Genomic DNA, 14,821 nt, shown 5'->3' on the forward strand with positions numbered 1-14,821 from the left:
GTCCCACAGGATAACCTGTGTGACATCACGGAGGCGGCTGGCGTTACAGGTGCACGACGGCCAGATCGAGACGACCGTGGTCGCCCCCTTCGCCGTGTTCACCCCTTGGTGGTATGTGGTGGGTCTTCATCACCTGATCGCCCTGCAGGGTTTCCAGGTGGATGTCGAAGCCCCACAAGCGGTGCAGGTGCTTGAGCACTTCCTCGGTGGAGTCGCCCAGCGGTTTGCGGTCGTGTTGCTGGTGGCGGAGCGTGAGGGACCGGTCGCCGCGGCGGTCGATACTCCAGATCTGTACGTTGGGCTCGCGGTTGCCGAGGTTGTATTGCGCCGCGAGGGTTTCCCGGATGATGCGGTATCCGCCTTCGTCGTGGATGGCCGGGACCAGAAGATCGTCGCGCTGGTCATCATCGAGGATGCTGAACAGCTTCAGATCGCGGATCACCTTGGGTGAGAGGTACTGCAGGATGAAGCTCTCGTCCTTGAAGCTGCTCATGGCGAACTTGATCGCCGACAACCAGTCGCTGCCGGCGATGTCCGGGAACCAGCGGCGGTCTTCCTCCGTGGGGTTCTCGCACATGCGGCGGATGTCGGTATACATGGCGAACCCCAGTGCATAGGGGTTGATGCCGCTGTAGTACGGGCTGTCGAAGCCTGGCTGGAACACCACGCTGGTGTGGGACTGGAGAAACTCCAGCATGAAGCCGTCGGTGACCAGGCCTTCGTCGTACAGGTCGTTCATCAGGGTGTAGTGCCAGAACGTGGCCCAGCCTTCGTTCATCACCTGGGTCTGGCGCTGTGGATAGAAATACTGGGCGATCTTGCGCACGATGCGCACCACCTCGCGCTGCCAGGGCTCCAGTAATGGCGCGTGCTTCTCGATGAAATAGAGGATGTTTTCCTGTGGTTCGGCGGGGAAGCGCGCGGTGTCCTTTTCGCTGATCTTGTCAGCGCTTTTCGGAATGGTTCGCCACAGATCGTTGATCTGTTTCTGCATGTGTTCTTCACGGTCCTTCTGCCGCCGGCGCTCTTCCTCGGCGGAGATGGGGTAGGGGCGCTTGTAGCGATCGACACCGTAGTTCATCAGGGCGTGACAGGAGTCGAGCAGGTCTTCCACGGCGTCGATGCCATGGCGTTCTTCGCACTGGGTGATGTACTGCTTGGCGAAAACCAGGTAGTCGATTATCGAGCTGGCGTCGGTCCAGGTACGGAACAGGTAGTTGCCCTTGAAGAAGCTGTTGTGCCCGTAGCACGCGTGAGCCACCACCAGGGCCTGCATGCAGATGGTGTTTTCTTCCATCAGGTAGGCGATGCACGGATCGGAGTTGATCACGATCTCGTAGGCCAGTCCCATCTGGCCGCGGCTATAGGATTTTTCGGTACTGAGGAAATGCTTGCCGTAGGACCAGTGGTGATAGCCCAAGGGCATGCCCACCGAGGCGTAGGCGTCCATCATCTGCTCGGCGGTGATCACTTCGATCTGGTTGGGATAGGTATCCAGGGCGTAGCGCTCGGCCAGGCGGCTGATCTCGCGATCGTAGGCCTGGATGAGCTCGAACGTCCACTCGGATCCGGTGGATAGAGGTTGGCGCTTCTCTCTGGCGGTCATGTCACTAACCTGCGCTGGAAGAGTTCACGGAAGACCGGGTAGATATCGCCGGCCGACACCAGCTGTTGCTGTGCGAATGTCTCGGGAAAGGCTTCGCCGATACGTTCGTACTCGAACCACAGTGCCTGATGTTCGCGGGGAGTGATCTCGACGTAAGTGTAGTACTGCACGAACGGCATGATCTGCTTGCTGAGGATCTCCCGACAGATTGGCGAATCGTCGTTCCAGTTGTCGCCGTCCGAAGCCTGGGCGGCATAGATGTTCCATTCATTGGCCGGGTAGCGTTCGGCCATGATCTCCTGCATCAGCTTCAGGGCGCTGGAGACGATGGTGCCGCCGGTTTCCCGTGAGTAGAAGAACTCCTCTTCGTCTACCTCGCGCGCGCTGGTGTGATGGCGGATGAACACTACCTCGATGCGGTCGTAGTTGCGCTTGAGGAAAAGGTACAGAAGGATGAAGAAGCGCTTGGCAATGTCCTTGGTGGCCTGGGTCATGGAGCCGGACACGTCCATCAGGCAGAACATCACCGCCTTGGAGCTGGGGTTGGGGTGCTTGACCAGCAGGTTGTACTTGAGGTCGAAGGTGTCGAGGAAAGGAATGCGGTGAATACGTGCGCTCAGGCGCTCGATTTCTGCCTCGACTTCCTGGATATCGCCGAAATTGTCTGGCTCTTCCCGCTTCAGGCGTGCCAACTCTTCCTTGGCTTCGCGCAGCTTGGCGCGACTGCTGCCGGACAGGGCGATGCGTCGGGCATGAGCGGAGCGCAGGGTACGGATGATGTTGATCCGCGACGGGTTGCCTTCGTTGCTGATGCCCGCGCGCACGGTCTTGAAGGTGTCGGTGCCGGTCAGGTGACGCTTGACCAGGTTGGGCAGTTCGAGGTCCTCGAACATGAATTCGAGAAATTCTTCCTGGGTGATCTGGAAGACGAACTCATCCATGCCTTCGCCGGAGTTGCCCGCCTTGCCGCGGCCACCGCCACCGCCGCCGCCCTGTGGTCGAGGAATGTGTTCACCGGCGGTGAATTCCTTGTTGCCCGGGTGGACGACGGTCTGCTTGCCGCCACGGCCATGGTGCAGCACGGGTTCGTCGATATCGCGGCCGGGGATGCTGATCTGTTCGCCATGCTCCATATCGGTGATGGAGCGGCGACTTACGGCTTCCTCGACGGCTTTCTTGATGTGGTCACGGTAACGCCGCAGGAAGCGCTGGCGGTTGACCGTGCTCTTGTTCTTGCCGTTCAGGCGTCGGTCGATGACGTAGCTCATGGGCCCTCCGGTAGCTGGGATACAGCTGCAAGCTTCAAGCTACAAGCTGCAAGTAAAAGCATCCGCCACAGTCATTCGCCGTACGGTGTGCAAGGGCACACCGCGGACGGCTGATGACGTGTGGCTTGTAGCTTGCCGCTTTTACTGGGACTTTCTGACCCGCAGGTACCATTCCGAGAGCAGGCGAACCTGTTTGTCGGTATAGCCGCGTTCCACCATGCGCGTGACGAAGTCGTTGTGTTTCTGCTGATCCTCTTTGCTCGCCTTGGCATTGAAGCTGATGACCGGCAGGAGGTCCTCGGTGTTGGAGAACATTTTCTTCTCGATGACCACCCGCAGCTTCTCGTAACTGAGCCAGGTCGGGTTCTTGCCGTTGTTGTTGGCCCGGGCACGCAGGACGAAGTTGACGATCTCGTTGCGGAAATCCTTCGGATTGCTGATGCCGGCCGGCTTCTCGATTTTTTCCAGTTCTTCGTTGAGGGCGATGCGATTGAGGATCTCGCCGGTTTCCGGATCGCGGTATTCCTGGTCCTGAATCCAGAAGTCCGCGTACAGCACGTAGCGGTCGAAGATGTTCTGGCCGTACTCGCTGTAGGACTCCAGGTAGGCAGTCTGGATTTCCTTGCCGATGAACTCGATGTAGCGCGGTGCCAGGTATTCCTTCAGGTAGCGCAGATAACGTTCGCGAACCTCGGCCGGGAACTGTTCCTGCTCGATCTGCTGTTCGAGGACGTAGAGCAGGTGTACCGGGTTGGCGGCGACTTCATGCGGGTCGAAGTTGAACACCTTGGACAGGATCTTGAAGGCGAAGCGGGTCGACAGGCCGTTCATGCCTTCGTCGACACCCGCGGCGTCGCGGTACTCCTGGATCGACTTGGCCTTCGGATCGGTATCCTTGAGGTTCTCGCCGTCGTACACACGCATCTTCGAGTAGATGTTGGAGTTCTCCGGCTCCTTCAGGCGCGACAGCACCGTGAACTGGGCCAGCATCTTCAGGGTGTCGGGTGCGCAATGGGCCTTGGCCAGGGAGCTGTTGAACAGCAACTTGTCGTAGATCTTGATCTCGTCGCTGACGCGCAGGCAGTACGGCACCTTGACGATGTAGATCCGGTCGATGAAGGCCTCGTTGTTCTTGTTGTTGCGGAAGCTGTGCCATTCCGATTCGTTGGAGTGGGCCAGCAGGATGCCGGAGTAGGGGATCGCGCCCAGGCCTTCGGTACTGTTGTAGTTGCCTTCCTGGGTAGCGGTGAGCAACGGGTGCAGGACCTTGATCGGCGCCTTGAACATCTCGACGAATTCCATCAGGCCCTGGTTGGCCCGGCACAGCGCGCCCGAGTAGCTGTAGGCATCGGCGTCGTTCTGCGGGAACTCTTCCAGCTTGCGAATATCCACCTTGCCCACGAGAGCCGAGATGTCCTGGTTGTTCTCGTCGCCCGGCTCGGTCTTGGCCACGGCGATCTGGTTGAGGATCGACGGGTAGAGCTTGACCACCTTGAACTGGCTGATGTCACCGCCGAACTCGGCCAGGCGCTTGGTCGCCCAGGGTGACATGATGGTGTTCAGGTAGCGCCGCGGGATGCCGAAGTCTTCTTCCAGGATGGCCCCGTCCTCGGCAGCGTTGAACAGCCCCAGGGGCGATTCGAACACTGGCGAGCCCTTGATCGCGTAGAAGGGCACCTTCTCCATCAGCTGCTTCAGTTTTTCCGCCAGGGACGATTTACCGCCACCCACCGGGCCGAGCAGATAGAGGATCTGTTTCTTCTCTTCCAGTCCCTGCGCGGCGTGGCGGAAGTAGGACACGATCTGGTCGATGCACTCCTCCATGCCGTGGAAGTCCTCGAAGGCCGGATAGCGCCGGATCACCTTGTTGGAGAAGATCCGCGACAGCCTGGAGTTGTTCGAGGTGTCGACCAGTTCCGGCTCGCCGATGGCCATGAGCAGACGCTCGGAGGCCGAAGCGTAGGCGCTGCGGTCGTTCTTGCAGAGCTCCAGGTACTCCTGTAGCGAGAGCTCCTCCTGGCGGGTGGACTCGAAGCGTTGTTGGAAGTGGCTAAAAATACTCATGACGTCACCTCGCTCGATACGTGGAGCCGACGCCGGATCATTCAGCTGATGCTGGCATGCAATCGGGATGGACGATTGCTGTATACCCCCCAGAACACCTTGAAATCGCTACCGATGACCCGCACGCCGGTGTACCGGCTCTCCCCTTTTTTGGATGGCCTGGGCTTAAGGATAGTTGGTAATCCGGGAGGTCAAGGGCGGATGGCGGATTAGTTCGCCATGACCGTTCGTCTGGTCAGGCGCGAGCCCGCGTGGGACGCGGGCTGCAGGGGAGGGAAAAAATTATTCCGCGGTTCCCTGGCTGGTTTCCGCCAGGAAGGTGCTGCGCCACAGCTCGAAGCCGCCGTCGAGGCTGTAGACGTTCGAAAAACCCTGGCTGACCAGGTAGGCCGCGGCGCTCTGGCTGGAGTTGCCGTGATAGCAGACCACCACGGTCGGGGCATCGAGGTCGGCGTTGCGGATGAAGTCGGCCACCGAGTGGTTGTCCAGGTGGCTCGAGCCGGTGATATGGCTGCTGGCATAGGCTTGCGGGTCGCGAATGTCGACCACGACCGCACCTTGCTCGCGCAGCGCTTGGGCCTGTTCGGGAGGGATGCGTTTGAATTCGCTCATGGGGGCGGTTCCTTCAACAATGACGGGCCATTCTAGCCGCTTGTGGCGGCCGCTGGGGCGTCCTTGTCCTTGCATTCGCAGCGGTGCATCTCGCCGCTGTCGACATTCATCAGGGTCATGGCGCCGCCCCAGACGCAGCCGGTGTCGAGGGCAAACACGCCGGGTGCGTTGCAACGACCTTCGAGGGCGGCCCAGTGGCCGAAGATGATCTTCACATGCCGTGAGCGCCGTTCCTTGTGCGCGAACCAGGGCTTGTAGCCGGGCAGGGCGGTGTCGGCACCTTCCTTGCCCTTGAGGTCGAGCTTGCCATCGGCGGTACAGAAACGCATGCGCGTGAAATAGTTGGTGATGACCCGCAGGCGGTCCACGCCGGTCAGGTCTTTGTGCCACTTGACGGGATCGTTGCCATACATGCCGTCGAGGTACTGCTTGATGCGCAAGTCGTCACGCAGGACTTCCTCGACCTCGGCGGCCAGTCCCAGGGCCTTGCCCAGGGTCCACTGCGGTGGAATGCCGGCGTGAACCAGCACGGTGCCGCGTGACTCGTCGAAATGCAGAAGCTTTTGCCGGCGCAGCCAGTCGAGTAGCAGGGGGGCGTCCGGCGCCTCGGTGATTTCACGCAGGGTGTCGCTTTTCTTCAGGCGTTCGATGTTATGCCAGACCGCCAGCAGGTGCAGGTCATGGTTGCCCAGCACGCACACCAGCGAATCGCGCATGGCGTAGAGGTAGCGCAAGGTTTCCAGGGATTGCGGACCACGATTGACCAGGTCGCCGACCAACCACAGGCGGTCCACCGCCGGATCGAAGGCGACCCGCTCGAGCAGGCACTTGAGCGGCTCGAGACAGCCCTGCAGGTCGCCGACGGCATAGGTCGCCATCAGTGCAGGGCTCCAGGCACGGCGAGGCGAAACGGTGCGATATCGGCCTCGAAGCGTGTACCGTCCTGGGCGAACATCTGGTAGCTGCCTTCCATGGTGCCAACCTTGCACGAGATGACCGCGCCGCTGCTGTAGGTGTGGCTTTGGCCTGGTGCGATCAGCGGTTGTTCGCCGACCACGCCATCGCCGCGTACTTCTTCCACCTTGCCGTTGCCGTGGGTGATGACCCAATGGCGGGACAGCAGTTTGGCGGGGAGAGTGCCGTTGTTGCTCACGGTGATGGTGTAGGCAAAGGCGTAGCGGTCATTTTCGGGTTGCGACTGCTCTGGAAGGAAGCGGGTGACGACGCTGACGTCGACCTGATACAGGGAATCGGACATGCGGGGAGCCTTCAAGACGAACGGATCTTTCGATTTTTGGGGTCAGTCTAGGCCATCGGCGGGGCAGCGGGCCAGCCTCGTGGAGAGGCTGGCCCGGCTGAGGGTTCACTTGGCGGGAGACTGTTCGGCCAGTTTGTCCGCCAGGCGGACGAAGGCAGCCAGATCGAGTTGCTCGGGGCGCAGGCTGCCGTCGACGCCGGCGGCTTCGATGGCGTCGCTGCCGAGCAGGGCCTTCAGGGTGTTGCGCAGGGTCTTGCGACGCTGGTTGAACGCCTCGCGGACGATGCGTTCGAGCAGGCGGTGGTCCTTGGCGGGGAACGGCAGGACCTCATGAGGCACCAGGCGCACGATCGCCGAGTCCACCTTCGGCGGCGGATTGAACGCCCCGGGGCCGACGTTGAACAGATGCTCCACCCGGCAGTGGTACTGCACCATGATCGACAGACGCCCCCAGTCACCACCGCCGGGGCCCGCCGCCAGGCGCTCGACCACTTCCTTCTGCAACATGAAGTGCATGTCGCGGATCAGTTCGGCGTTGTCCAGCAGGTGGAAAATCAGCGGGGTGGAGATGTTGTACGGCAGGTTGCCAACCACCCGTAGCGAGCGTGGTGCGGCGCCGAGGGTGGTGAAGTCGAATTTCAGCGCGTCGCCCTGATGCAGGCGGAAATTGTCGCGGCTGGCGAATTGCCGATTGAGGATCGGCACCAGGTCCTTGTCGAGCTCGACCACGTCGAGTTGCGCGCCGCTGCCCAGTACGCCTTCGGTGAGGGCGCCCTGGCCCGGGCCGATTTCGAGGATGTGCTCGCCGGCCTTGGCATTGATCGCGCGCAGGATGCGGTCGATCACGCCAGCGTCGTGCAGGAAATTCTGACCGAAGCGCTTGCGCGCCCGGTGTTGGTATTGCTCGGTCATAGTCGGGTCTCGGCCATCTGGTAGGCGGTTTCCAGGGCGACCTGCAGGCTGCCGGTGTCGATCCTGCCGGTGCCGGCAAGATCCAGGGCGGTGCCGTGATCCACCGAGGTGCGGATGATCGGCAGGCCGAGGGTGACATTCAGTGCAGCGCCGAAGCCCTTGAACTTGAGCACGGGCAGGCCCTGGTCGTGGTACATCGCCAGCACCGCGTCGCAGTGCTCCAGATATTTGGGGGTAAACAGGGTATCGGCCGGCAACGGGCCGCGCAGGTCCATGCCTTCGGCACGCAGGCGTTCCAGTGTGGGCTCGATGATGTCGATTTCCTCGCGTCCCAGATGACCGCCTTCGCCGGCATGCGGGTTGAGCCCGCAGACCAGTATGCGCGGTCGGGCGATGCCGAACTTCTGTTGCAGGTCGGCATGCAGGATCCGCGTGACCCGCTCCAGGCGTTCGACGGTGATGGCATCGGCGACGTCGCGCAGGGGCAGGTGGGTGGTGACCAGGGCGACGCGCAGGCCGCGAGTGGCGAGCATCATTACCACCTGGGCGGTGTTGGTCAGCTCGGCGAGGAATTCGGTGTGTCCGGAGAAAGCGATGCCGCTTTCGTTGATCACGCCTTTGTGTACGGGGGCGGTGATCATGCCGGCGAAATGCCCGTCCAGACAGCCTTGTCCGGCGCGGGTGAGGGTTTCCAGGACGAAGGCGGCGTTGGCCTTGTCCAGCTTGCCAGCGACTGCCTGGTGCGCCAGCGGCGTATCCCAGACATACAGGCTGCCGGGCTCGGCGGGCTTGTCGGGGAAGGCGTCGGGACTGACCGGCAGCAGCTTGACGGCCACACCCAGCTGGGTGGCCCGCTCGGCGAGCAGGTCACGGCTGGTGATGGCGATCAAGGGGTAAGGCTGGGCTTGCGAGGCGAGCAGCAGGCACAGGTCGGGACCTATGCCTGCGGGTTCGCCGGGAGTGAGGGCGAAGCGCTGCGGTTTCACTGGGCGGCCTGGTCGGCGCCAGGAAGCTTGATTTCCACATAGGCTTCGTCGCGGATCTGACGCAGCCAGCTTTGCAGCTCTTCGTCGTACTTGCGGTTACGCAGTACGTTCATGGCCTGTTGCTCACGGGCCTGGGCGGTGCTGTCGGTGGCGCGACGGCCGAGGACTTCCAGTACGTGCCAGCCGTACTGGGTCTGGAACGGCTTGGATACCTGGCCCTGAGGTGCATTGGCCATGACTTCGCGGAACTCCGGTACCAGTGCGTTCGGATCGATCCAGTTCAGATCGCCGCCGTTGAGCGCGGAGCCCGGGTCTTCGGAGAAGCTTTTTGCCAGCTCGGCGAAGTCTGCGCCAGCCTGGATGCGATCGTACAGACGCTGGGCGAGCACCTTGGTTTCGGCTTCGCTGCGGATCTCGCTCGGCTTGATCAGGATGTGACGAACATGCACCTCGTCACGCAACTGGGTCTGGCCGCCGCGTTTTTCCTGGAGCTTGAGGATGATGAAGCCGCCTGGTGTACGAACCGGCTCGGTGACATCGCCGACAGCCATGGAGCTGAGCATGCGATCGAACGGAGGTGGCAGTTGAGCGGCTTTGCGCCAGCCCATTTCGCCGCCCTCCAGCGCGGTTTCGCTACCCGAACGGGCGATGGCCAGTTGCGCGAAGTCGGCACCCTGCTTGAGCTGCTGGTAGATCTCACCGGCCTGGCGTGCTGCTGCCTGGATCGTGGTGGAGTTGGCGCTTTCTGGCGTAGGGACCAGGATGTTGGCCAGGCGGTATTCTTCCGACAGCTGCATCTTGCCCAGGTCGGAGGCGAGGAAGTTCTTCACTTCCTGCTCGGAGACCTGGATGCGCTCGGCGACACGGCGCTGGCGCACGCGGCTGATGATCATCTCGCGACGTACCTGCTCGCGGGCGTCATTGAACGACAGGCCGTCATGGGCCAGGGCGGCACGGAACTGCTCCAGGCTCATGTTGTTGCGCTGGGCGATGGTGCCGATGGCCTGGTTGAGCTCTTCATCGGTGATGCGGATGCCGGAACGCTCGCCGATCTGCAGTTGCAGGTTCTCGACGATCAGGCGCTCCAGCACTTGCTGGTCGAGCACGCTGGTGGGCGGTACCGCGCCACCGCGCTTGGCGATGGTCTGCTGCACTTCGTGGACGCGCTGGTCCAGTTGGCTCTGCATGACCACGTCGTTGTCGACGATGGCGACGATCTTGTCCAGGGTCTGCACCGCGGCGTGCGCGGTGCTGCTCAACATCACGGCGCCCAGCATCAGCGGGCGCAGACAATCAATAAGCTTGGTCTTCACGTGTACGGTAACCTTGAATGCCTTTGTCGAGGAAACTCTCGACCTTGTTGCCCACTACACCACCGAGGCCTTTCAGCACGATCTGCAGGAAGACGCCGTGGTCGCCTTTTTCATTTTGCGGGGTTGCCTGGCTGAAGTCGTCATAGTCAATCCAGTAGCGGTTGATCAGGCGGAGCTTCCAGCAGCAGTTGTCATATTCGAAACCACCGAAGGCTTCCAGTGTGCGGTTGCGGTTGTAGTCGTGCTGCCAGCGAGCGATTGCGGTCCACTGCGGAACGATCGGCCACATGACCGAGAAGTCATGCTGCTGGATCTTGTAGTAGTCCTTGATGTAGTTGGCATCGCCCGGGCTGCCATAGTCCCCACCGCCGACCTGCCATTGGCCGGTCAGGCTGTTGTAGGAAATGGTGTCATTGCGATAGCGATAACCCAGGTTGACGACCTTGTTCACGTTGTCTTCAGGCTGGTAGTGGAACATCGCGCTGCCCGAGCGGGTGCTGCGGCTGTCCGGGTCCCAGTTGAAGTCGGAGTTGAAGCGCCAGTCGCGGTTGAAGCGGTACTCGTATTCCAGAGCGTACGGCGAAACGTCGGACTTGGCGTCGGCGCGTGTGCGGTAGTCGATGCCTGGCAGTTGAACCTTGCGATCCTTGAAGTACACGGCCTGGCCGATGCTGAAGCGCTGGCGCTCGAAACCGTTCTCTTCGATCCAGCGATTGGTCACGCCCAGGGACAGCTTGTTCTCGTCACCGATGCGATCAGTGCCGCTGAAGCGGTTGTCGCGGAACAGCGATGAGTAATTGAACAAGGTTTCGCCAGAGTCGAAGAGCGGGATGTCGCTCTGGTTCTCATACGGCACATACAAGTAGTAGAGCCGCGGCTCGAGAGTCTGGGTGTAGTTCTTGTTGAACCATTGGGTCTGGCGATCGAAGTACAGGCCGCTGTCGACACTGAAGATCGGCACGTTGCGGGTCTGGGTACCGCTGAAGTCACCCTGGAGCCGAAGAGCTTCAGGGTTTGCAGCAGCGAGTTTGCGGATGTCGTCTTTCCCTTTAGCGTCCAGGTCGAGATTGTAGTAGGTACTAACGTACTTGATCGACGGGGTCAGGAAGCCATAGCTGGCTCTCATCGGCAAGCTGATCATCGGGGCGGCATTGAGGCGAGTACCGTTCGAGCGCGCCACGCCGAAGATGTTTTCGTCGAGGCGCTTGCCGCCAATGATATTGTTCGCGGAGTCATAAACCGCACCGACAGACAAATCCGGCTGGCCATCTTTGTCGAAGACCAGATCGTCTTTCAGATTGCGATCGAAGCGCACGGCCTCGGTCTGGTAGCTGAACTCGAATCCGCCCGGATGATAGGGCAGCATTCCATTGAAGGTGATCTGCGGCAGACGGTCATACGGGGTAATCTGCGAAATGGTCGCCAGCTCGAAAGCGTGGACGTTCAGTGCTGCGGTGTAGCTGTCACCGCGATAGGTCAGCTTGCCCCGCTGGTTGATGAAGTCGCGACTTTCAACACCGATCTGATCGGACTCCAGATCCTGGAAATAGAACGGGTCACTGATATCGGTATAGTCGACTTCGGCCATCAGGCGCTCATCGAGGCCGCCCTTGTGCTGCCAGTTGACCATCCAGCGCTGGTCTTTGTAGTCGGTCTGCAGCTTGCGCTCGTCTTCCCGGTCATTCAGCCAGGCACCACCGAACTGACCTTCGCTGCTTGGCGTCAGGTAGCGGAACTCACCTTCCATCAACAGGCCACGCTTGGCCATGTAGCGTGGATAGAGGGTGGCGTCGTAGTTCGGCGCAAGGTTGAAGTAGTACGGCGTGACCAGCATGAAGCCGGTGTCGCCGCTGGTACTGAACGACGGCGGCAGGAAGCCGGACTGGCGACGGTCGTCGATCGGGAAGTAGATATACGGGGTGTAGAGCACCGGAATATCTTTGACCCGCAGGGTGACGTTGGTCGCGGTACCGAAGCCGGTAGCCGGGTTCAGGGTGATGTTGTTGCCCTTGAGCTGCCAGGCGTTGCTGTTCGGCTCACAGGTGGTGTACGTACCGTCCTTCAGACGGATGATGGCGTTCTCGGCACGCTTGGCGTACAGGGCGCTACCGCGCACGCGTGACTTGTGCATCACGTACTCGGCGTTGTCGACCTTGGCCTCGCCGGTGTCGAGCTGGATGTCGGCGTGGTCACCGACGACCAGCGAGCCGTTGTCGCGAATCTTCACGTTGCCGCTCAGCTCGCCGCGGTTCTCGGCCTGGTAGAGGTTGGCCTCGTCGGCCTCGACCTGCATGCTGCCCTGGCGCATGACCACGTCGCCGGCGAGGGTGGCGATCTGCTGTTCCTGCTGGTAGCGGGAGACCTTGGCACCGATGAAGGTTGGCGCTTCGTCCTTCGGTGTGTCGTCGTTCATGCCCGGACGGATCGGTTCGATGTAGGCACCGGCGCAGTACGGACCAGCTTCGGCGAGCTGGGCTGCGGTCAGCTTCTCGCGAGGCACCCAGTCCAGGTGGCTGTAGTCGGCACTGCGGGATTTCAGACCACGGCCCTTGGCCTCGGTGACCAGGACCGGCTTGGGACCGTTGTCCTCGACGCTGCCGGCCTGTTCCGGCGTGGCATTGGCCGAACTCACCGCCGCGCCATCATGGATCGGGCGGGGTGGCAGGGCGGCGGCGTTGGTCTTGGGTTTGCAGTCCCATCCACCGGATGCGGAAACCTGGCAGTCGAACTGCTCGGCGGCCACCACATACGACGTGGCCAGAGGTTGCAGGGCCAGCAGACCGCCGGTGACCAGCAACGGGAATTTTTTACGAAACGCGGGGGATTTCAATGCCATCTTATTAGTCCGGGCTTCCTGCGTGCCATCTGCCCGCGTGTGGGGCCGCACGCCTCTCGATGGTCTGAAAAAGATGCTGGATGATAAAGCATGCCCCGCTTGGCGGCTAGGCTCTCTAAGAAATGCATCCCACTCGCCGATACAGCAGTGAAAACAGGCTCGGAATGCGCATTTACAACCAGTAAACTCCGCTTCCTCGTCTGTATTCGCCTTGCCCGGCCTGCGTCCGAATACATTCCATGCCCAGTCCGGGGCCGTCGGAGACCCTTGCAATGCCCGATCACGATGTACGCCTGCAGCACCTCACCGCCTGGCTCGACGAGCAACTGGCAAACCTGTTTCGCGCGCAGGGCTGGGGGCCGGTTCCCGCGGCCAGCCTGACCGCCGCCAGCAGCGACGCGAGCTTTCGCCGTTATTTCCGCTGGCAGGCCGATGGTCGCAGCTTCATCATCATGGATGCGCCTCCTCCCCAGGAAAACTGCCGTCCCTTCGTCGACATCGCGCGCCTGCTGGCCAGCGCCGGGGTCAATGTGCCGGTGATCCATGGTGAAGATCTGGACCGCGGTTTCCTGCTGTTGAGCGACCTGGGCAACCAGACCTACCTCGACGTGATCGACGCCGACAATGCCGATGCCTTGTTCCACGATGCCATCGATGCGTTGCTGGCTTTCCAGCGCCTGCCACTGGAGGCGCCGTTGCCCAGCTATGACACGGCCCTGCTGCGCCGCGAGCTGGAGCTGTTCCCCGAGTGGTACGTCGGCCGCGAGTTGGCGCAGCGCTTCGACGAACGGCAGGCCGCCGTCTGGCAACGGGTCAGCGCGCTCCTGATCGACAGTGCCCTGGCCCAGCCGAAGGTACTGGTGCACCGCGACTACATGCCGCGCAACCTGATGCGCAGCGTGCCGAACCCGGGCGTGCTGGATTTCCAGGACGCGGTCTATGGCCCCGTCACCTACGACATTACCTGCCTGTTCAAGGATGCCTTCCTCAGTTGGCCGCAGACGCGGGTCGCCGGCTGGCTGCGTGACTACTGGCAACGTGCCCGAGAGGCGGGCATCCCGGTCCAGGCCGACTTCGAGGATTTCCACCGCGCCAGCGACCTGATGGGCGTGCAGCGTCATCTGAAGGTGATCGGCATCTTCGCCCGCATCTGCCATCGTGATGGCAAGCCGCGCTACCTGGGCGATGTGCCGCGCTTCTTTGCCTATATAGATGAAGTGATTTCCCGACGGCCGGAACTGGTCGAGCTGGGTGAGCTGCTTGCCAGCCTGCGCCCGGCGGCGGAGGCGCGCCCATGAAGGCAATGATCCTCGCGGCGGGCAAGGGTGAGCGGATGCGTCCGCTGACCCTGCATACCCCCAAGCCGCTGGTGCCGGTGGCGGGCGTGCCGCTGATCGAATATCACCTGCGGGCCCTGGCCGCGGCGGGCTTTACCGAGGTGGTGATCAACCATGCCTGGCTGGGCCGGCAGATCGAGGACCACCTCGGTGACGGCTCGCGCTGGGGCCTGAGTATCCGCTTTTCGCCGGAAGGCGAACCGCTGGAAACCGGTGGTGGGATCTTCAAGGCACTGCCGTTGCTGGGGGACGCGCCGTTCCTGCTGGTCAACGGCGATATCTGGACCGATTACGACTTCGCCCGCTTGCGTCAGCCGTTGCAAGGTCTGGCGCACCTGGTGCTGGTGGACAACCCGGGCCATCACGGTGCTGGAGACTTCCGCCTCGAACTCGATCAGGTCGAGGATGGCGCCGGTGCTCCGGACACCCTGACCTTCAGCGGGATCTCGGTGCTCGACCCGGCGCTGTTCGCTGGCTGCCAGGCCGGCGCGTTCAAGCTCGCCCCACTGCTGCGCCAGGCCATGGCCGCTGGTCGGGTCAGCGGTGAGCATTTCCGTGGGCACTGGGTGGATGTCGGCACCCTGGAGCGTCTTGCCGAAGTCGAGCGCCTGCTCGCCGAGCGCCGCTGA

At 61.9% G+C, this 14,821-nt stretch carries 12 protein-coding genes; 2 read left to right on the forward strand and 10 right to left on the reverse strand.

From position 1 onward, the window contains the following. Positions 1 to 43 precede the first annotated feature (43 nt). The 10 genes from CHB99_RS17765 to CHB99_RS17810 all read right to left on the reverse strand — a co-directional run bounded on the left by CHB99_RS17765 (position 44) and on the right by CHB99_RS17810 (position 12,855). Positions 44 to 1,606 (reverse strand): SpoVR family protein, encoded by a 1,563-nt coding sequence (locus CHB99_RS17765; protein ID WP_042123922.1) that lies wholly within the window; start codon positions 1,604 to 1,606, stop codon positions 44 to 46. Then, on the reverse strand, positions 1,603 to 2,874 hold the full coding sequence (locus tag CHB99_RS17770; RefSeq protein WP_042123920.1) for a YeaH/YhbH family protein: 1,272 nt from the start codon (positions 2,872 to 2,874) through the stop codon (positions 1,603 to 1,605). The genes CHB99_RS17765 and CHB99_RS17770 overlap by 4 nt, the downstream gene beginning before the upstream one ends. 141 nt (positions 2,875 to 3,015) lie before the next feature. Next, positions 3,016 to 4,938, reverse strand: a complete 1,923-nt coding sequence (locus CHB99_RS17775) for a PrkA family serine protein kinase (protein ID WP_042123918.1) — start codon at positions 4,936 to 4,938, stop codon at positions 3,016 to 3,018. A gap of 282 nt (positions 4,939 to 5,220) precedes the next feature. Next, the gene (gene glpE, locus CHB99_RS17780) at positions 5,221 to 5,550 is read right to left on the reverse strand and encodes a thiosulfate sulfurtransferase GlpE (RefSeq protein WP_042123916.1); all 330 of its coding nucleotides are present in this window, start codon (positions 5,548 to 5,550) and stop codon (positions 5,221 to 5,223) included. A 32-nt stretch (positions 5,551 to 5,582) separates the two neighbouring features. Next, positions 5,583 to 6,428, reverse strand: a complete 846-nt coding sequence (locus CHB99_RS17785) for a symmetrical bis(5'-nucleosyl)-tetraphosphatase (RefSeq protein WP_042123914.1) — start codon at positions 6,426 to 6,428, stop codon at positions 5,583 to 5,585. After that, positions 6,428 to 6,808: a Co2+/Mg2+ efflux protein ApaG gene (apaG, locus tag CHB99_RS17790; protein WP_042123912.1), complete on the reverse strand. Its 381-nt coding sequence runs from the start codon at positions 6,806 to 6,808 to the stop codon at positions 6,428 to 6,430. The genes CHB99_RS17785 and apaG overlap by 1 nt, the downstream gene beginning before the upstream one ends. 105 nt (positions 6,809 to 6,913) lie before the next feature. Beyond that, positions 6,914 to 7,720, reverse strand: a complete 807-nt coding sequence (gene rsmA / locus CHB99_RS17795) for a 16S rRNA (adenine(1518)-N(6)/adenine(1519)-N(6))-dimethyltransferase RsmA (protein WP_042123911.1) — start codon at positions 7,718 to 7,720, stop codon at positions 6,914 to 6,916. After that, on the reverse strand, positions 7,717 to 8,706 hold the full coding sequence (pdxA, locus tag CHB99_RS17800) for a 4-hydroxythreonine-4-phosphate dehydrogenase PdxA (RefSeq protein ID WP_042123908.1): 990 nt from the start codon (positions 8,704 to 8,706) through the stop codon (positions 7,717 to 7,719). Before pdxA ends, rsmA begins: the two co-directional genes overlap by 4 nt. Beyond that, complete coding sequence (gene surA, locus CHB99_RS17805; protein WP_042123907.1) at positions 8,703 to 10,019, reverse strand: peptidylprolyl isomerase SurA; 1,317 nt, start codon at positions 10,017 to 10,019, stop codon at positions 8,703 to 8,705. The genes pdxA and surA overlap by 4 nt, the downstream gene beginning before the upstream one ends. Next, positions 10,000 to 12,855 carry an LPS-assembly protein LptD gene (locus tag CHB99_RS17810; RefSeq protein ID WP_042123905.1) on the reverse strand — a complete coding sequence of 952 codons (2,856 nt, stop codon included), beginning with the start codon at positions 12,853 to 12,855 and terminating at the stop codon, positions 10,000 to 10,002. Before CHB99_RS17810 ends, surA begins: the two co-directional genes overlap by 20 nt. Positions 12,856 to 13,127: 272 nt before the next feature. Between CHB99_RS17810 and CHB99_RS17815 the strand changes: the two genes are divergently transcribed. Beyond that, positions 13,128 to 14,153, forward strand: a complete 1,026-nt coding sequence (locus tag CHB99_RS17815; RefSeq protein ID WP_042123903.1) for an aminoglycoside phosphotransferase family protein — start codon at positions 13,128 to 13,130, stop codon at positions 14,151 to 14,153. Then, on the forward strand, positions 14,150 to 14,821 hold the full coding sequence (gene murU, locus CHB99_RS17820) for an N-acetylmuramate alpha-1-phosphate uridylyltransferase MurU (protein WP_042123901.1): 672 nt from the start codon (positions 14,150 to 14,152) through the stop codon (positions 14,819 to 14,821). The genes CHB99_RS17815 and murU overlap by 4 nt, the downstream gene beginning before the upstream one ends.

The organism is Pseudomonas japonica, from assembly GCF_900188455.1.
Lineage (GTDB): Bacteria > Pseudomonadota > Gammaproteobacteria > Pseudomonadales > Pseudomonadaceae > Aquipseudomonas > Aquipseudomonas japonica.